Here is a 20373-nt window from a genome sequence, read left to right as displayed (position 1 = left end):
TTAGGAACATGAAAAATGTTCCTTTTTTTATACATTTTTGACATTAGTTCATATTATGTTCATAATTCTTTTGTATATTATCAAATGTCGTCAAGACAAGATAATAATATATATGTATAGGTCACCCCCTTCTTCCCCAAGTAATGACCTATACAGTAAAGGAAACTCTCCCCAAGTTTCCTTTTTATTTTATTAGTGTATAATAAAAAATTCTTGCTTAGATAATAAAAATTTGCTAGAATATAAAAGGGCACCTGCATGTCTTCCTTAGGAAGGCATTTTTATTTTGTAATAGAAGGAGAATAAGTTATGACAAAGTATATATTTGTAACCGGTGGTGTTGTATCTGGTTTAGGAAAAGGACTAACAGCAGCATCATTAGGAAGAATTTTAAAACAACGTGGATTAAAAGTATTTATGCAAAAATTGGATCCTTATATTAATGTAGACCCAGGAACTATGTCACCATACCAACATGGAGAAGTATATGTTACTAGTGATGGTGCTGAAACAGATTTAGATTTAGGACATTATGAAAGATTTATCGATGAACAATTAAATCGTAATTCATCTATTACTACTGGAAGAATTTATAGTGATGTAATTTCTAAAGAACGTCGTGGTGATTATTTAGGAGCAACTGTTCAAGTTGTACCACATATTACTAATGAAATAAAAGCTAAAATTTATGCTGCAGCATCTAGTTCTAATGCTGACATTGTAATTACTGAAATCGGTGGAACAACTGGAGATATTGAAAGTTTGCCGTTTATTGAAGCAATTAGACAAGTGCGTTTAGATTTAGGATATGAAAATACATTGTATATTCATACTACTTTATTACCATATATTGGTGCTAGTCATGAAGTTAAAACTAAACCAACTCAACACAGTGTTAAAGAATTACGAGGACTAGGAATTCAACCGGATTTCATAGTTTGTCGTAGTGAAAAGCATATAGATAAAGAATTAAAAGATAAGATTTCTTTATTCTGTAATGTACCAACTCAAAATGTAATTTCTAATTATGATGTTGATGTATTATATGAGTTACCAATGATGTTATTGGATCAAAAAATGGATGATTTAGTTTTAAAACATTTACAAATTGAAGCACCTAAAGCTAATATGAGTGAATGGCAACAGTTAATTGAGCGAGTAAAAGGACTGAATGATGAAATTACAATTGCATTAGTAGGTAAATATACTCAATTACCAGATGCATATTTATCAGTAAATGAAGCCTTAAGACATGCAGGATATTATGAAAATAGTGTTATTAATATTGAGTTTGTTGATTCTGAAGAAATAACTAGAGATAATGTTGCTGAAAAATTAAAGAATGCTGATGGAATGATCGTGCCAGGTGGATTTGGTAACCGAGGTATAGAAGGAATGATCATTGCGATAGAATATGCTAGGGTAAATAAGCTGCCATTTTTTGGGATTTGCTTAGGAATGCAACTGGCAACTATTGAATTTGCGCGTAATGTCTGTGGTTTAAAAGATGCTAACTCAATTGAGTTTGATGAAATCTGTAAAACACCAATTATTACATTAATGTCTGATCAATCATTAATGGATATGGGAGGTACACAAAGACTAGGTAATTATCGTTGTGAATTAACAAAAGGAACTAAAGCACATAAATTGTATGGTAAAGAAATTATTGAAGAACGGCACCGTCATCGTTATGAGTTTAATAATGAATATCGTCAAGTGCTTATTGATAATGGTTTGATTATTTCGGGAGTGAATCCAGAACGTAATTTAGTTGAAATTATTGAAATTGAAGAGCATCCATATTTCGTTGCTTGTCAATTCCATCCTGAATTTACTAGTCGTCCTAATCGTTCACAACCATTATTTCAAGGGTTGATAACTGCGGCTCATAAAAGAAAATACGAACAATAAATAATATTAAAAAAATGCACTTAATGTGCGTTTTTTATTTTAAATTTAAAGTAGTAAAAAATTTCTAATTTAGTAAATTATTATAGTCAGTTGATTCTTAATGATAGATTTTGGTATAATACATAGCATATTGGAGGCAATATTATGCTTAAGTTAAATACGGATAAAAGTTTGAAAGTAATAAAGAAAATAATTACGTTGTTTACAGCAGCAATGTTATTAACAGCGATTGTCTTTTTGTTTATTGGAAAAAATCCAGATCGTAAAGGACGGTTAATTTTTACTATTGGGCAATTATTGTTAATGATGGTAATAATAATTTTACCTGAACAGTTAAAAGAAAGAATTGGGTTAAAAATACCATTATTATTAGAAACGACATTAACGGTATTTGCTTTTTGTGGCTTTGTTCTTGGTGATGTTTTTGATTTCTACGGCAAGATTCCGGTCTGGGATTCGATTTTACATGCATTTTCAGGCGTTGTTTTATCATATGTTGGGATAGTTTTATTAGAGTTTTTTGTAAAAAAAGATAATGTGAATATTTCAATGGGAAATATTTGGATCTGTATTAGTGTTGTTTTATTTTCACTATCATTAGGCGCTTTATGGGAGATTGGTGAATATTTAGTAGATGATGTTTTTAAAACGAACAATCAACAATATATGAAAACTACACGTGGAACGTTATATAAAACAACCGATGAGCCTTTAGTTGGTCATGAAGCACTAGCGGATACGATGAAAGATTTAATGCTTGATTTGGCAGGTGCTACTGCCGTTGCTACAATATCATTTTGTAAAGAAGATTATAAACGTAAAAAGAACAAAAGAACAATAGAAGATTAAAGCCCCTAGAATATGGGGCTTTTTTGTGTTAGAATATGGCGTGAAGGAGTGAGAATATGTATCGAATTGGACAATCAACAGATATTCATCAATTAGTACCAGGTCGAAAGTTAATAATTGGTGGCGTTGAAATTGAATCAGAATTAGGCTTATTAGGTCATAGTGATGCCGATGTTTTAAGTCATGCCGTAATTGAAAGTATTATCGGTGCTTTAGGCTTAGGCGATATTGGTAAACATTTTAGTGATACTGATGAACGTTATAAAGGAATTAGTTCACTTGTTTTAATGGAAAAAACCTATGAAATGATGGATGAGCGAGGTTATGAAATCAGTAATCTTGATGCCCTTATTTTGATTGAAAAACCAAAGATGGCACCTCACATTCCAACAATGAAAGCAAACATTAGCCGGATTTTAAAATGTGATCCAGATAGAATCAATATTAAAGCTACTCGTGGTGAAAAATTAGGCTTTGTCGGTAAAAGTGAAGGAGCTGTCAGCCAATGTGTAGTAATGTTAAAAAAGAAAGGAATATAAGATGGAAAAAGTAAGAGTAAGATATGCTCCTAGTCCAACTGGACATTTGCATATCGGTGGTGCAAGAACTGCATTATTTAATTATTTATTTGCAAAACACTATGATGGAGATTTTATTTTTAGATTAGAAGACACTGATATTGAAAGAAATATTGAAGGTGGTGAAGCTAGTCAGTTAGATAATTTAGCATGGTTAGGAATTGTTCCTGATGAATCACCTTTAAATCCTAATCCAAAATATGCTCCATATCGTCAAATGGAACGTTTGGATATTTATCGTAAATATGCTAATGAATTATTACAGCGTGGTTTAGCTTATAAATGTTTCTGTACACCAGAAGAATTAGATGCTGAACATGAACGTCAAGTTGCTGCTGGAAAAGCGCCAATGTACAATGGAAAATGTCGTAACTTAACAGCTGAAGAAGTGGCTGAAAAAGAAGCAGCTGGAATTCCTTATACAATCAGACTTAGAGTACCAGAAAATAAAACTTATGAATTTGAAGATATGATTCGTGGCCATGTATCATTTGAATCAAATGATATTGGCGATTGGGTAATTGTTAAAGCAAATGGTATTCCTACATACAATTTTGCAGTAGTTATTGATGATCATACTATGGATATTACTCATGTTTTTAGAGGTGAAGAACATCTAAGTAATACTCCAAAACAATTAATGCTTTATGAAATGTTTGGTTGGCAACCACCAATCTATGGACATATGACATTAATTGTTAATGAACAAAGAAAAAAATTATCAAAACGTGATGAAAGTATCATGCAATTTGTTTCTCAATATAAAGATGAAGGTTATTTACCAGATGCAATGTTTAATTTCATGGCATTATTAGGATGGTCACCAGAAGGAGAACAAGAAATTTTTACTAAAGAAGAATTAATTAAAGAATTTAGTGAAAAACGTCTTTCAAAATCACCTTCAATGTTTGATAAAAATAAATTAACATGGGTTAATAACCGTTATATTAAAGAAAGATCATTAGAAGATGTAGTAGCTTTATGTCGTCCTTATTTAGAAGAAGCATATGATCTATCAACAAAAAGTGAACAATGGATCAATGATTTAATTGCTACTTATCATGATCAATTGTCATATGGTAAAGAAATTGTAGGATTAGTTGATTTATTCTTTAATGATGAATTAGTATTAGATGATGAAGCTAAAGAATTTATGAAAGATGAAAGTATTCCTAATACATTGGCAGTATTTAAAAAACATTTAGAAGCTGTTGAAGATTTTACTAAAGAAAATGTTCAAGCTTGTATCAAAGCAACTCAAAAAGAAGCTAAAGTGCGTGGAAAAATGTTATATATGCCACTAAGAATTGCAACTACTGGAATTATGCATGGTCCTGATTTAGCTAGTTCAATTTGTTTATTAGGAAAAGAAAAAGTATTATCTCGTTTATAAATATATAATAATTGTATTTTATTAAATCCACTAGATTGATCTGGTGGATTTTTTTTAAAACCAAAAATTATTTTTTAATCATAAATGTTTGGAAATACTATAGTTTATAAAGTGAGTATATGTGGATATTTTTTTAGATAAATAATCGTAATATTCGATTTAATATTGGTGAGATGGTATAATAAATATAGAGGGTTTAATCTAAAGTTCATATAGATTAAGTATGATATGTATCGAGCATAATGATTAAAAATTATAAGATATAAAAACTCTTAATTATTGATTATTATCATTGATTTTTGTATTGAAAAAGACTAATATATTCCGTGAACAAATTTATTGGAAAAGGAGATGATGATGACGTGAAAAATAGAATTGTTGCCGCAATTTTAGTTTTTTTTATCATCGTTGATACAATGCTGATTGCCTGTGCTTTTGATGTTTCTCCTTTGACAATAAAACGTGATGTTTTTGTCTATGAATATGGAAGTGAGATTTCTAATTTGCCACAGGATTATGTTAATGCTAACGAAGAAATATTAAAACAGGTAGAATTGGATTTTTCAGATTTGAAAAATGAAATAGGAAGATATCAAGTAGCTGCAACATATTTGGGTGTTGAATATCCTTTTGAAATCGAAATTGTTGATACAACTAAACCGGTATTTACTTTAAAAGCAGTAACATTCAATGTTGCTTTGAATACTGAAGTTTATGCAATTGACTTAATTGAAACAGTCGAAGATAATTCTGAATATACAGCATATTTTAAAGATAAAAATGGCGAAATCGCTACTTATAAAATTTTTAGTGAAAAAGGTTCTTATGTTGAAAAAATCTTTGTCGAGGATAATGCTGGAAATGAATCAGCCCAATTAAGAGTTAAAATAGTTGTTGGTCAAAATGGTAATAATCCAACGTTATCTGGTATTGATGATGTCGAGATTTTAAAAGATACATTGTTTGATCCATTAAACGGTGTAACTGCAACAGATGGAAATGGCAATGATATTACAAGTAAAATAAAAATCCTAAAAAATAATGTTGATACCAAAGAAGAAGGAGAATATGAAGTAATCTATTCGGTTACTAATGATAAAGGAAATACGTTACAAAGAACTAGAAAGGTAACAGTTTTAAAATCAAAAAAGTCAGGTGATTAAAGTTGATAACAAATGCGATAATTATAATATCGATTATAATATTTATCATTATTAATTTTGTTGATAAAAGTGATGATAAAGTTTCATTAGCAATTAAATATGGGGCATTTTACATGCCAAGGATTGAAATAAAAAAGGAATATTGGCGGTTTATAACTGCCAATTTTGTTCATATTGATATTTTGCATATTTTTATGAATGTGTACTGTATATATAATTTAGGTCATTTTTTTGAATATATTTTAGGAACAGGTCAATATTTATATTTAATTTTAGTAACTTGTATAGCTACTAGTTTGGCTTGTTATTATCAAGGAAAGCATTCTGTATCTAGCTACAACACTGTTACTTTGGGAGCTAGTGGTATTTTTTATGGCTATTTAGGAGCGATGATTGCTTTAGGTTTATTTGTTGGTGGATATTTTGAATATATGTTACAACAGTACTTATATATAATTGTTATAAATATAGCTTTTACACTTATGAATCGTCAGGTATCTAAAGCGGGTCATTTAGGTGGTTTAATTGGTGGCTTTTTAGCAATGATGTTATTGATCTGGTGTATGTCATGGCGATTTTAGTTGATGGTGATGCTTGTCCAGATCTTGATTTAATAAAAGATGTGGCAATCAAAAAAGCTCAAAAGATGATTGTGTATGTTGATTATAGTCATAATATTTTGGATGATTATTCTGTTACTGTTTTTTGTGAAACTGGTAAAGATAATGTTGATTTAGCGTTATTTAATGATATTAAAGAAGATGATATTGTTATTACTCAAGATTATGGATTGGCTTCATTAGCATTGACTAGAAAGGCTAAGGTTTTGCATGTTTCCGGAAAAATAATCGATAATGATAATATTGATGAATTGTTATTGTCACGTTATTTATCAAGTAAAGAAAGAAGGTCTAATGTTCATTTGAAAGGGCCTAAAAAAAGAAATAGTGAAGTTCGAAAGTATTTTTTAGAACAATTAGAAAGAGTCTTGGATGTATAAATGATTTTATACATCTTTTTTGTATAATAACAACTTTTAAGTTAACAATAATAATATTAATTATCACATTGATTGATATAAAAGAATATATCTTATATAATTGCAATATTATGGTAATAAGGAGAAAAGTATCGGTATGGATTTCAATGTTTATTATAAAGAGGTATTAGATCATATTCATTCAGGGGTGCTTTATTGTAAAAATGATCCCTATTCAACAATAATCTATGCTAATGATTACTTTTATAAAATGATTGGTTATACTGCTAAAGAGATTAAAGATAATTTTGATAATCGTTTTGCTGATTTAGTAGTTGATGATGTATCGGCAATATTAATTGCTATTGATGAAAAGATTTCTAAAAAAGAAGATTTGGATTTTGAATTTAGATTAAGAAAGAAAAATGGCGAAATTTTTTGGGTTCATGATACTGCTAAATATGATCGTGATAATAATTGCTGGTATGTAACTATTATGGATATTACTGAAATGAAAAGTCTGGATTATGAACGCGAACGATTAGAATTTTATTTAAATAGTATTCCTAATAAAATAGTAATTAGTAATGCCCAAGGTGAAATCATTTATAAAAATAAACGAGCTCAAAACTGTGATTATTATAATCAAGAAGCTAAGACATTTAAAGAATTAATTGGTAGTCATGTTTTAGGGCAAAGTTATGATGATATTTTTAATGCTGTAATTCATGAACAAACGATTAATTATGAAACAAGATTTCGCAGTCAGTTTGAATTTATTGGTCATGATAAGAATTATTTAATTCCAATTACTACTAAAGATAAAAAAGGTGTTAATTATATGCAGGTTAGTAAAAACTTGTTGAAATATAGTGATAGTTTGACATTGTTTCCGACCAGGTTAATGTTTGAATACTATTACAAAAAGTATTTTCAAATTAATCAGAATAAAGATGGTTATCTTTGTATTGTTGATCTTGATGATTTTAAAGCAATAAATGATAATTATGGTCACAATGTTGGTGATGAAGTTATTTGTGCAACAGCCTCAAGAATTGTTTTGTTGTTAGAACGTGAGGATTATGTTTGTCGTTATGGTGGGGATGAGTTCGTCATTTTATTTTTAAATTGTGATAAAGAAAAAGTTGTTCAAAAAATAGAACGGCTTTTAAAGATGAGTAAAAAAACATTAGTCTTAAAGGGAAATAAAATTTGTTTAGGATATAGTGTTGGAGTAACAGCTGTGGATAATACAATTGATTTTAATCAGGCTTTCCAAAAAGCTGATCAAGCTTTGTATGAAGTTAAGCAAAATGGTAAAAATCAAGTCATGTTTTTCAAAAATTAAAACACCAAAATAAAACTTCTCTAAGTAATCTTAACTAGAGAAGTTTTATTATTAAGTTTATTTACCACTATCACCATAATTTTTTAAAACTCGAGCACTTGGGTCGTTTACATCACAGTTTTCCCAGTTTTTATTTGGCATCCAGAAATCTTTTACCCATTTAGCTTGATTAGGATAAAAAGATTCAAAAATGTCACGATATAGTAAAGATTCTTTTGTAAATGGTGTTGCAAAAGGATATTTCTTTTTAGCAGCAATAACATCGTCATCGCTATAAATACTTTCAGCATATTCTTTAAGATAATCAACCATAGAATGACCTACCGCATCAGAAAATGCCGCTTTTTCTCTAAATAAAATTTCATCTGGTAAATATCCCTGGTCTTTAAAAGCCTTGCGCAGTAGATATTTTCCTTTATTATAAGTATTCATTTTTTTAGCTGGATCAATGCTCATAGCATAATCGACAAAATCAATATCCGCAAAAGGTACTCGTCCTTCTAAAGCATGAGCAGAAATGCAACGATCAGCTCTTAAAACATCGTACATATACAATTCTTTGATTCTTTTTTTAGCTTCATTTTGGAATTCGAAAGCATTAGGTGCAAAATCAGTATACTTATAACCAAATAGTTCATCGCTTACTTCACCAGTCATTATTACTTTAATATCAGTATGTTCATGAATATATTTGCATAAAAGATACATTCCCATACTTGCTCTAATTGTAGTAATATCATAAGTTTCTAAATGGAAGATAACTTCTTTTAAATTGGTTAGAATATCTTCTTTGCTCATAACAACCTCAGTATGTTCAGTACCTAAAAAATCAGCTACTTGTCTTGCGTATTTCAAATCAATTGGATCAGTTTCCATTCCAATAGCGAAGGTTCTAATTGGTCTGCTGTTTAAACGAGCTGCAATAGCACATACTAGTGATGAATCTAAACCGCCACTTAATAAATACCCAATTGGGGCATCAGACATAAATCTTTTTTTAACGGCTTTTTCTAGTTTGGTTTTTAAATTAATCGCAATAGTATCCAAATCATCAGTGTTAATTGTTTTAGGATCACTTAAATCATTAAAACAAATAAATTTACCATCTAAATAATAATGACCTGGTGGAAAAGGCATAATATCATCACATAATGAAATTAAGCTTTTAGCTTCTGAAGCAAAGCAAATATCACCACTTGTTTTACTATAACCATAAAACATAGGGCGAATCCCCATTGGATCACGAGCAGCCATGATCTTTTTTTCTTTAACATCATATAAAACCATCGCAAACTCAGCATCAAGAAATTTACATAAAATCTCAATACCGTATTTATCATATAAAGGAATTAAAACTTCACAATCACTACCAGATTTAAAAGTATATTCATTTTCTAATTCCTTTTTCAAGATTGGATAATTGTATATTTCCCCATTACATACTAATACACAATCTTTATAAACAAAAGGTTGATTACCTTTAGATGATAAGTCCATAATTGATAAACGATTAAATCCCCAAGTGATTCCTTCGTTAACACTTACATGCTGATGATCAGGGCCGCGATACGCCGCCTGGTCTAGTGCATCATTAAAAACTTGTAGTTCGATATCGCTACTACCGACAACTAAAAATCCACACATAATTAATTTCCCCCTTAAAAATTAATGTTATAAATATAAAAACTCGCTAAGTAGCGAGTACCTTATAACCTATATTTTTCCTAGTTACATGGTACGGAAAATACTTCATAGAGTACTCGATACCCGCCAATGGTAACGTCATTGGTAACGTTCTAGCCTACTTGCAAAAGCTTTCGGTAGACGGCTCTTAGGTGTTCTTGGTAATCTACTCCACTATCAGGCTTGCACCAATCCCTGACTCGCTTTAGTTTTGATAGAAAACTACTCTCCTCGTCAATGCCTTTGTTTATTGAAGTTAGTATATACTATTTTATTATTAAAAGCAATAAAAAATAATTAATATAAATAAAATTTCTTATTAAAGAGTAGAAAAATTTTTAAAAAATGATAATAATTATAAATCAATTGACAATAATGGGTGTTTTATCATAAACTAGTGGCAAAATAGTGAGGTATGAAAATGAAGTATAAAATGATTGCGTTAGATTTAGATGGTACATTAAAAAGTAGTGATGCTACGGGAAGAATAATCTTGCCCAAAACAAAAAAAATCTTAATTGAGCTTGCTAAAAAAGGAATTGTAATAGTTTTAGCATCAGGGCGACCTACTGCAGGTTTATATGCAGAAGCTAATGAGTTGCAATTAAATGACTTTGGTGGTTATTTGTTATCATTTAATGGAGCTAAAGTTGTTAATTATCAAACTAAAGAAGTTATTTTTCAAAAAATATTCGATGCCACAACTGCTCATTTAGTTTATGATCGAGCTAAAAAATATAATTTGGCAGTTATGACATATACTGATCAGGAAATTATTACTGAAGATAGTGCTGATCAATATGTACAAATTGAATCTAAAATAAATAATATGCCATTAAAACAGGTAGATGATTTCAAAGCGGTTGTTGATTATCCGGTAAATAAAGTATTATTGACAGGTAAACCTGAATATGCAGCTAAAATTGAAGATGAGTTTAAAGCACCGTTTAAAGATTCATTAAGTATTTATCGTTCAGCAGCGTATTTTATTGAAGTTATGGCTAAAGATATTGATAAAGCGGCATCGTTAAAAGTATTGGCTGATTCGTTAAATATTAGACCAGAAGAAATTATTAGTTTTGGTGATGGTTATAATGATCTTAGCTTAATAGAATTTTCAGGATTAGGTGTTGCTATGGGAAATGCTGTTGATGAAGTTAAACAGCGTGCTAATTATATTACTTTATCTAATGATGATGAAGGAATTTATGATTGTTTAAATAAGTTAGTAGAAAGAGGTGAAATTTAATGTTGCCAAATGATATTAATATGTTAGTAAGTATGTTAAATATGAAACTAAGAGATGATGATATGTCATTAGAAACAGTGATTGAAATTAATGATGGAAATAGTGAAGAAATAATGAATAAATTAGAAGCTAATGGTTTTTATTATGATGAAAGTAATAATCAGATAAAAGCTAAATAATATTATATGTGGTTGTTAAAAGACGAAGAATTATTATTTTCTTCGTTTTTATTATTTTCTAAAATGAAATTTTTGCTAAAAAATACTCTCTTTTACTTTTTAATGATAAATGCTATAATACGTTTATTAAGGGGGAATAGCCAAATGTTAAAATTAGAAGATTTTAAAGCTGCAAAAAAACGGGTTGATGAAGTAATTTTAGAAACTCATTTGATTCATAGTGATGCTTTTTCAGAAGAATGTGGCAATGATGTCTATATCAAACCGGAAAATTTACAGCGAACTGGCGCTTTTAAAATTAGAGGTGCGTATAATAAAATTGTAAAACTTGATGACGAAGCTAAAAAACGTGGTCTAATTGCATCTTCAGCAGGTAATCATGCTCAGGGAGTTGCCTATGCTGCTAATAAACTTGGAGTTAAAGCAACTATCGTTATGCCAAGCCATACACCATTAATTAAAGTTGAAGCCACTAAAGCTCATGGAGCTGAAGTAGTTTTAGCTGGTGAAGTATATGATGATGCTTACGCAAAAGCAGTAGAATTGCAAGAAAGCGAAGGTTATACTTTTGTTCATCCATTTGATGATGAAGATGTCATGGAAGGACAAGGAACAATTGCTTTAGAAATTTTAGATGAATTACCAGATACTGATATGATATTAGTACCAATTGGTGGTGGGGGATTGATTTCAGGAATCGCTGCTGCTGCTAAAATGATTAAACCAGATATTAAAATTATTGGGGTTGAACCTGAAGGGGCTGCTAGTGCTTCAGCAGCTATTCAAGAAGATCAGGTTGTTTTATTAAAAGAAGTAGATACAATTGCTGATGGTACAGCAGTACAACAAATCGGTTCTAAAACATTTAAATACATTAAAGAATATGTTGATGATATTGTTTTAGTTAATGATTATGAATTAATGGAAGCGTTCTTAGTATTAGTTGAAAAACATAAGCTTGTTGCTGAGGGGTCTGGAATTTTAGCGTTAGCTGGGTTGAAAAAATTGGATGTTAAAGGTAAGAAAGTTGTTTCATTAATTAGTGGTGGAAATATTGATGTGTTGACTATTTCTTCAATGATTAATAAAGGATTGTTATCTCGTGGTAGAATCTTTACATTCTCTGTTCAATTAGCAGATAAACCAGGACAATTAGAAATTATTTCTAAAGTATTAGCACGAATGAATGCTAATGTTATTGGTGTTGATCATAATCAATTTAAAAACTATGCTCGTTTTTCTGAAGTGGAACTTCGAGTTACTGCCGAAACTAATGGACATGCTCATATTCAAAGTATTATTGATGAGTTTACAAAACTTGGATATACAATTACAAAAATCGATTAAAGGACGCATGTCCTTTTTATTTTTTTAAATAAATAGTTTTCCATTTTTTGTTGGCATGTTTTATAATATAAACATGGAGGTTATCAAAATGAAACAATTGCTAATTCGTGGTGATGATTTGGGATATAGTGAAGGGGTAACCATGGGAATGCTATCAGCTTATCAAAACGGGATAGTAAATAGTATGGCATTAATGGTTAATATGCCTTTTGCTAAAGAGGCAGTAGTTTTAGCTAAAAAGCATAAAGGTTTATGTTTAGGGTTACATGTTAATGTAACTAACGGAAAAGCTTTAGCGCCAAAAGATAAAATTCCTAATTTAGTTGATCAAGATGGCTATTTTATTAAAAGTTCAATTAGAAGAAAACAACTGGCTAATAATGAACAATTATTTAGCGAAGAAGAGGCTTATATTGAGGCAAAGTATCAAATAGAGCGATATATTGAATTAGTCGGTGAAATTCCAGAATATATTGATGTTCATGTTTTAGAAATTGAACCTTTAATAAATGCGGTATTAAGAATTTATCGTGAGTATCAAGTACCGGTATGTTTATTTGATCAAACATGTTTTGATAATAATATTTTTAAACAATCTATGGCCCAATATGATTATTATAATGATCATGATTGTGATTTTGAAAAAGTGTTTATCGATGGACATTATCAAATTAATGAAGGAATTAATCTTTTAGTTACTCATCCTGGTTTTATTGACTATGATGTTGCAATAACATCATCAATGTTAAAACCACGATTATATGATTATGCTTTAGTTACGAGTGCTAAATTAAAAAAATGGTTAACTGATAATCAAATTGAAATTATTTCATTTAGAGATTTAAAAAAGGTAGGAAAATAAAAATGGAAGAAAAATGGTGGCAAAAAGAAGTTGTTTATCAAATTTACCCAAAAAGTTTTAAAGATAGTAATGATGATGGAATTGGTGACTTAAGAGGGATTATTGAAAAATTAGATTATTTTAGTGATTTAGGAGTAACTAGTTTGTGGCTTTGTCCGATTTATGCTTCACCAATGGATGATAATGGTTATGACATTAGTGATTATTACGATATTAATCCAATGTTTGGAACTATGGCGGATTTAGATGAATTAATTGAAAAAGGTAAAGAGCGAGGTATCAAGATTATTATGGATTTAGTAGTCAATCATACTTCTGATGAACATGCCTGGTTTCAAGAAGCTTTGAAAAATCCTGATAGTAAATATCGTGATTATTATATTTTTAAAAAAGGAGTAGATGGACATGCTCCTTGTAACTGGCGCAGTATTTTTGGTGGTTCAGTTTGGGAAAAAGTAGGGGATGATGAATATTATTTCCATGCATTTTCAAAAAAACAACCATGTTTAAATTGGGAAAATCCGACGTTACGTAAAGAAGTATATAAAATGATTAACTGGTGGCTAGATAAAGGGATTGCCGGATTTAGAGTTGACGCTATTAACTTTATTAAAAAAGATCAACGTTATCAAGATGGTGAGCCTGATGGTGAAGATGGTTTAGTATCTTGCATTCCATTTGCTCGTAATCAGCCAGGAATTGAAGTGTTCTTTAAAGAATTAAAAGAAAATACTTTTGCAAAATACGATTGTATGACAATATCAGAAGCTTATGGAGTATCATATGACAAATTAGGTATTTATATTGGAAAAGATGGCTGCTTCGATTCAATGTTTGATTTTAACTATTCTAATTTTGATATCGGAGATAATGAAGAATGGTTTATTAGAAAAGATTGGACTGTTAAACAATTCCGTGATTTAATTTTTACTTCACAAACTGAAGTTAATAAGATCGGTTGGGTTGGGACTTTTCTAGAAAATCATGACCAGCCTCGCTCGTTAGATAAGTTAATCGTTAATAAAGCCGATCATGGTTATCATAGTGCAACAATGATTGGTTCTATGTATTTCTTTTTAAGAGGAGTACCATATATTTATCAAGGTGAAGAATTAGGTATGGCTAATTGTGTTCGTCATTCAATTGATGAATATGATGATATTAGTACACATGGTCAATACGCTAGAATGCTTGAAGAAGGATTTAGTGAAGAAGAAGCATTAGAATTAGTTAATAAACGTAGTCGTGATAATGCTAGAACACCAATGCCTTTTGATGATAGTAAATATGCTGGTTTTTCTAATGTTGAACCTTGGTTAGCATTAAATGAAACATATAAAACAATTAATGTTAAAAATCAATTTAATGATCCTGATTCAGTTTATAGTTTTTATAAGAAAATGATTGCTTTAAGACAAAAAAGCGAATATAGTGATGTATTAACATTTGGTGATTTCATTCCAGTAGAACATGAAAATGATTTGTTAATTGTTTATAAACGTAGTTATAAAGATCAAACAGTAGTAAATGTATGTAACTTCTCTAATCAAGAACAATCATATTCTACTGATAAACAAATTATACTAAATAATTATCATGAATATGACCAAAAGACTTTAAAACCATATCAAACAATTATGTATGTAGAATAAAAGCCACGATTTCGTGGCTTTTACCAGTATTTATTAGTAATTAAGTTTAAATCAACGTTAGTATTAATACCTTTAACATTGCCAGTTTCACTATATTGCAGGATGCTAAAACCATCTTCTAAAACTTTATTATCATTATAACGAGCTTTCCATTTTATATAGTTATCTAATCTTGAATCTGTTAATTTAGTTGACCACCAGTGATGATTAGCATAAATTCCTTTTTTATTTTCATTTTGAATATTATCAAGAAAAGAAACAGCAACATTAGCTAATTGTTGATTTGAAAGATTACCTTGATATTCTTCATCCTCTAAGTCGATAAAAACACCTAATTCAGGAATATGACCATTTAATTTAGAGGTTACAAAATCAGCTTCTTTTTTTGCTTGGGTTTCATCACGAGCTAGTGAGTAATAATAAACACCATATGGTATTGATAACTGAATACATTGATTGATATTTTGTTCAAATAAAGGATCTTCTTTGATCGTTGTACCATCTGATAAAGAGGTATAGCCACATCTAATAATTACAAAATCAATTTCTTGTTTAGCTAATTGCAAATTAATGTTGCCATTCCATTTAGAAACATCAATACCAATGTATTGTCCTTCACTAGCTAGACGGTCGTTATGATTATAGATTGTAATACCACTGGTTATTAATGCTATTGATAATAATATAGTTATAATTTTAAGTAATTTTTGTTTCTTTTTATATTTTTTAAAAATAAAGGGCAGTATCGCCACTAACATTATTAGTAAAATGACGATACTGTGAATTATGTAAATGGCTAAATATTGTTTATAATAAAGTGATAATGAAAAAATAATGGCACTAATAGTAAAAAGAAGCCATATTTTATGGAGACTTAAAATGGGTAACTTTTTTTTCTTTGTCATTAAAATCACCTCGATGACACAATTTTATCATACTGATTAAATATTGTCGAATTGATGATTGTTAATCTTGATTGTTCTTTTTTAATTCTTCGATAATTTCATCAAGTTTACTATGTAAATCTTGAATGATAATTTCAGTTTTTAGATTTACTTTATAATCATTTTCATTTCGTAAACGATCTTTTTGTTCTTGGCGGTTTTGTGACATCATAATTATTGGGGCCTGAATAGCGGCAACGCAAGATAAAATTAAATTTAATAAGATAAATGGATAGGGATCGATACTATTTTTAAAAATGAGATTAAAAATCATCCAGGCCGCCAATAAAATAATGAAAATAATTATAAAAGTCCAGCTTCCAGCAATTTTGGCTATTATATCTGCTAGTTTCTGCCCTTTAGTTGTACTGCTTTTATCAGGCAGGGAAACTGTTTTTTCTAAGACTAGATGAATGATTTCTTCATCGGCCATATCATCACGGACATTTTCTAAAATTTCGTTGATTATTTTTGTATGTGTTAGCTTTTTCATTGAATCACCTTAGTTATATTATTTACATTTAAATTTGTTTTAAACTAATGATTATTTAATGAAAAAAATGTTGAAATAAGGAGGAGTTATTATCGTGATAACTTATTTTAAAATTATTGAATAGTTGTTCTAGGTTATGTATACTAGAGTAGATAAAAAGTAAAAGGAGTGATAATGATGAAAAAAGTAATTTTAGCTATGTTTAATCATTTTCAATTCTTTTATATTTCTGTTTTTTTAATTAACATATCATTTTATTGATATGTTTTTTTGTGGGTAAGATAAAATTTATAGATGGAGGAATAAAAGATGCCAAAAAGAGAAGACATTAACACTGTATTAGTAATTGGTTCAGGACCAATCGTTATTGGTCAAGCATGTGAATTTGACTATTCAGGGACACAAGCATGTAAAGCATTAAGAAGTTTAGGTTATAAGATTGTTTTGGTAAACTCAAATCCAGCAACAATCATGACAGATCCGGAAACTGCTGATGTTACATACATTGAACCATTAAATGTAGAAAGATTAACACAAATCATTGAAAAAGAACGTCCAGATGCTTTACTTCCTAACTTAGGAGGACAATCTGCTTTAAATTTATGTTCTGAATTAAATGAAGCCGGAGTATTAGATAAGTATAACGTTAAAGTATTAGGGGTTCAAGTTGATGCAATTGAACGTGGTGAAGACCGTTTAGAATTCAAAAAAGAAATGGATAAATTAGGAATTGAAATGGCTCGTAGTGAAATTGCAACTACTGTCGATGAAGCATTAGCTATCGCTGATAAATTAGGTTACCCAGTTGTTGTTAGACCTGCTTATACAATGGGTGGAGCCGGAGGCGGTTTAGTTTATAATGTTGAAGAATTAAAAACTGTTGTTTCTAGAGGATTACAAGCTAGTTTAGTAAATCAATGTTTAATTGAAGAATCTATTTTAGGTTGGGAAGAATTAGAAGTTGAAGTTGTTCGTGATGCTAATAACAATATGATTACAGTATGTTTCATTGAAAACATTGACCCAATGGGAGTTCATACTGGAGATTCATTCTGTAGTGCACCAATGTTAACTGTACCTCAAGAAGTTCAAGATCGTTTAAAAGAACAAGCATTTAAAATTGTTGAATCAATTGGTGTAATTGGGGGAACTAATGTTCAATTTGCTCATGATCCAGTAAGTGATCGTATCGTAGTTATTGAAATTAACCCAAGAACTTCTCGTTCATCAGCTTTAGCAAGTAAGGCAACAGGATTCCCAATTGCTTTAGTATCAGCAATGTTGGCAGCGGGTCTTACAATGGAAGATATTCCATGTGGTAAATATGGAACATTAGATAAATATGTACCTGATGGTGACTATGTAGTTATTAAATTTGCACGTTGGGCATTTGAAAAATTCAAAGGTGCTGAAGATAAACTTGGTACTCAAATGAAAGCTGTTGGGGAAGTAATGAGTATTGGAAAAACATACAAAGAAGCTTTCCAAAAAGCAATTCGTTCTTTAGAAATCGGACGTTATGGTTTAGGTTATGCTAAAAACTTTAATGAATTATCAAAAGATGAGTTAATTAAATTATTAGCTAATCCTACTAGTGAAAGACAATTTATTATGTATGAAGCATTACGTAAAGGTGCTACTGTTGAAGAATTACATGAGCTAACACAAATCAAAACTTATTTCATTGAACAAATGAAAGAATTAGTTGAAGAAGAAGAAATGATTAAAACATACAAAGGTAAAGAATTACCAGTAGATGTTTTAAAACACGCTAAACAAAATGGTTTCTCTGATAAATATTTAAGCCAAATTTTAGATGAAGATGAAACAACAATTAGAGAATTACGTAAAGCTAATGGAATTAATCAAGCTTGGGAACCAGTCCATGTAAGTGGTACAAAAGATAGTTCATATTACTATTCAACTTATAATGCTGAAGATCATAGCGATATTCATCACGATAAACAAAAAGTTATGATTTTAGGTGGTGGACCTAACCGTATTGGTCAGGGTATCGAATTTGACTATTGCTGTGTTCATGCTTCTTTAGCGCTAAAAAAATTAGGGTTTGAAACTATTATTGTAAACTGTAACCCTGAAACTGTATCAACAGATTATGATACGTCAGATAAATTATATTTTGAACCTTTAACATTAGAAGATGTTTTAAGTATTCATGAAAAAGAAAAACCAGTTGGAGTTATCGCTCAATTTGGTGGACAAACACCACTTAATTTAGCAGCACAACTTAAAAAGAATGGTGTTAATATCTTAGGTACAACACCAGAAACTATTGATATGGCAGAAGACCGTGATTTATTCAATGAAATGATGGAAAAATTAGAAATTCCAATGCCAGAATCAGGAATGGCTGTTGATGTACATGAAGCATTAGAAATCGCTGCTAAAATTGGTTATCCATTAATGGTTAGACCTTCTTATGTATTAGGTGGTCGTGGTATGGAAGTAGTATACGATGATGATAGCTTAAAAGAATATATGGCTGCAGCTGTCGGAGTTACTCCAGATCGTCCAATCTTAATTGACCGTTTCTTAAACAATGCAATGGAATGCGAAGCAGATGCTATTAGTGATGGAGAAAATGTTTTCGTTCCAGCAGTAATGGAACATATCGAATTAGCTGGTATTCACTCTGGAGATTCAGCATGTATTTTACCATCTAAACATATTCCAATGCGTCATTTAGAAACAATTAAAGAATATACTAAAAAAATTGCAAAAGAAATGAATGTTCGTGGTTTAATGAATATGCAATATGCAATTGCTGATGATAAAGTATATGTTTTAGAAGCAAATCCAAGAGCTTCAAGAACAGTACCTTTAGTATCAAAAGTATGTAACATTAATATGGTTAAAATAGCTACTGATATTGTTACTTTAGATTTAACAGGACGTAAATCACCAGTACCTGAATTAAAAGAAAAGAAAATCCCACATGTTGGAGTTAAGGAAGCTGTATTCCCATTCAATATGTTCCCTGAAGTAGACCCTGTTTTAGGACCAGAAATGCGTTCAACAGGTGAAGTATTAGGAATTGCAAGCTCTTATGGTGCAGCATTATACAAAGCTGAAGAAGCTGCCAAAACTATTTTACCTACTGAAGGAAAAGTATTAATCAGTGTTAGTGATTTAGATAAACCACAAGTAGTTGAATTAGCTCAAGGATATTATGATGCTGGATTTACAATTGTTGCTACAAGTAATACATATAACTTAATTAAAGAAAATGGAATTCCAGCAGAAAAAATCAAGAAAATCTATGAAGGACGTCCAAATATTTCAGATGCTTTAACAAATGGTGAATTAGCAATGATTATTAATACACCTAATGGAAAACAAAGTGCCCATGATGATAGTTATATTCGTAAATCAGCTATCAAGATGAAAATTCCTTATGTAACTAATATTGCAGCTGCTAAAGCTTCATTAGAAGGAATTATGGAAATGAAAATTCATGGTAGCCATGAAGTTAAATCATTACAAGAATATCATAAAGCAATTAAGTAATTGTAAAAAGGTGAAATCAATAAACTGATTTCACTTTTTTTTGTGTATATTTATCGTTTATAAAAATGAGATAAATTTGAGATAATATATAGTATTTTATATGCTATAATATAACTGTCTTTAAAATAACTTTGGCATATTAAACAATAAAAATTATTTAAATATTATAGTAATGGAGTGTTAATATGAAATATGCCAATAAGATGTTTTTT

At 29.9% G+C, this 20373-nt stretch carries 17 protein-coding genes; 14 read left to right on the top strand and 3 right to left on the bottom strand.

What is annotated here, in order from left to right; all coding sequences use genetic code 11:
- Nucleotides 1-309 precede the first annotated feature (309 nt).
- The 8 genes from B5E92_RS07040 (at nt 310) to B5E92_RS07005 (ending at nt 8224) form a co-directional block, all read left to right on the top strand.
- Nucleotides 310-1914, top strand: coding sequence for a CTP synthase (locus B5E92_RS07040; protein ID WP_087300595.1), 1605 nt, complete (start codon nt 310-312; stop codon nt 1912-1914).
- A 144-nt stretch (nt 1915-2058) separates the two neighbouring features.
- Entirely contained in the window at nt 2059-2763 is a 705-nt protein-coding gene (locus tag B5E92_RS07035) for a hypothetical protein (protein WP_087300593.1), read from the top strand.
- A gap of 56 nt (nt 2764-2819) precedes the next feature.
- Nucleotides 2820-3302, top strand: a complete 483-nt coding sequence (gene ispF / locus B5E92_RS07030; RefSeq protein WP_087300591.1) for a 2-C-methyl-D-erythritol 2,4-cyclodiphosphate synthase — start codon at nt 2820-2822, stop codon at nt 3300-3302.
- Nucleotide 3303: 1 nt separating this feature from the next.
- Nucleotides 3304-4734 carry a glutamate--tRNA ligase gene (gltX, locus tag B5E92_RS07025; RefSeq protein WP_087300589.1) on the top strand — a complete coding sequence of 477 codons (1431 nt, stop codon included), beginning with the start codon at nt 3304-3306 and terminating at the stop codon, nt 4732-4734.
- 362 nt (nt 4735-5096) lie between these two features.
- Nucleotides 5097-5897: an immunoglobulin-like domain-containing protein gene (locus B5E92_RS07020; RefSeq protein ID WP_239406419.1), complete on the top strand. Its 801-nt coding sequence runs from the start codon at nt 5097-5099 to the stop codon at nt 5895-5897.
- A 2-nt stretch (nt 5898-5899) separates the two neighbouring features.
- Nucleotides 5900-6478 carry a rhomboid family intramembrane serine protease gene (locus B5E92_RS07015; RefSeq protein WP_087300587.1) on the top strand — a complete coding sequence of 193 codons (579 nt, stop codon included), beginning with the start codon at nt 5900-5902 and terminating at the stop codon, nt 6476-6478.
- Nucleotides 6466-6897, top strand: coding sequence for a DUF188 domain-containing protein (locus B5E92_RS07010; protein ID WP_087300585.1), 432 nt, complete (start codon nt 6466-6468; stop codon nt 6895-6897). Before B5E92_RS07015 ends, B5E92_RS07010 begins: the two co-directional genes overlap by 13 nt.
- 136 nt (nt 6898-7033) lie before the next feature.
- Nucleotides 7034-8224: a diguanylate cyclase domain-containing protein gene (locus B5E92_RS07005; RefSeq protein WP_087300583.1), complete on the top strand. Its 1191-nt coding sequence runs from the start codon at nt 7034-7036 to the stop codon at nt 8222-8224.
- A 57-nt stretch (nt 8225-8281) separates the two neighbouring features.
- Here B5E92_RS07005 and asnB read toward each other — a convergent pair whose 3' ends face one another.
- Nucleotides 8282-9868 carry an asparagine synthase B gene (asnB, locus tag B5E92_RS07000; RefSeq protein ID WP_087300581.1) on the bottom strand — a complete coding sequence of 529 codons (1587 nt, stop codon included), beginning with the start codon at nt 9866-9868 and terminating at the stop codon, nt 8282-8284.
- 460 nt (nt 9869-10328) lie between these two features.
- Here asnB and B5E92_RS06995 point away from each other — a divergent pair, with 460 nt between their 5' ends.
- From B5E92_RS06995 to B5E92_RS06975, 5 genes are all read left to right on the top strand, one after another.
- Nucleotides 10329-11156, top strand: a complete 828-nt coding sequence (locus B5E92_RS06995; RefSeq protein ID WP_087300579.1) for a Cof-type HAD-IIB family hydrolase — start codon at nt 10329-10331, stop codon at nt 11154-11156.
- A complete protein-coding gene (locus B5E92_RS06990) occupies nt 11156-11335 on the top strand; it encodes a DUF4250 domain-containing protein (RefSeq protein WP_087300577.1) in 180 nt (59 codons plus the stop codon). The genes B5E92_RS06995 and B5E92_RS06990 overlap by 1 nt, the downstream gene beginning before the upstream one ends.
- Before the next feature lie 144 nt (nt 11336-11479).
- Entirely contained in the window at nt 11480-12682 is a 1203-nt protein-coding gene (ilvA, locus tag B5E92_RS06985) for a threonine ammonia-lyase (RefSeq protein ID WP_087300575.1), read from the top strand.
- An 88-nt stretch (nt 12683-12770) separates the two neighbouring features.
- Nucleotides 12771-13544, top strand: a complete 774-nt coding sequence (locus B5E92_RS06980) for a ChbG/HpnK family deacetylase (RefSeq protein WP_087300573.1) — start codon at nt 12771-12773, stop codon at nt 13542-13544.
- A gap of 2 nt (nt 13545-13546) precedes the next feature.
- Nucleotides 13547-15196 (top strand): alpha-glucosidase, encoded by a 1650-nt coding sequence (locus B5E92_RS06975; protein WP_087300571.1) that lies wholly within the window; start codon nt 13547-13549, stop codon nt 15194-15196.
- Between the two features lie 20 nt (nt 15197-15216).
- Here B5E92_RS06975 and B5E92_RS06970 read toward each other — a convergent pair whose 3' ends face one another.
- A complete protein-coding gene (locus B5E92_RS06970; RefSeq protein ID WP_087300569.1) occupies nt 15217-16101 on the bottom strand; it encodes a glycoside hydrolase family 25 protein in 885 nt (294 codons plus the stop codon).
- A 61-nt stretch (nt 16102-16162) separates the two neighbouring features.
- Nucleotides 16163-16633, bottom strand: a complete 471-nt coding sequence (locus tag B5E92_RS06965) for a DUF1003 domain-containing protein (RefSeq protein WP_087300567.1) — start codon at nt 16631-16633, stop codon at nt 16163-16165.
- Nucleotides 16634-16942: 309 nt separating this feature from the next.
- Here B5E92_RS06965 and carB point away from each other — a divergent pair, with 309 nt between their 5' ends.
- The gene (gene carB / locus B5E92_RS06960; RefSeq protein WP_087300565.1) at nt 16943-20161 is read left to right on the top strand and encodes a carbamoyl-phosphate synthase large subunit; all 3219 of its coding nucleotides are present in this window, start codon (nt 16943-16945) and stop codon (nt 20159-20161) included.
- The last annotated feature ends 212 nt before the right edge of the window (nt 20162-20373 follow it).

Origin of the sequence: Erysipelatoclostridium sp. An15, from assembly GCF_002160675.1 — a bacterium.
GTDB classification, from domain to species: domain Bacteria; phylum Bacillota_I; class Bacilli_A; order Erysipelotrichales; family Coprobacillaceae; genus Thomasclavelia; species Thomasclavelia merdavium.
Note: the sequence above shows the minus strand (reverse complement) of the source record. Positions and strands in the feature narration are given on the sequence as shown.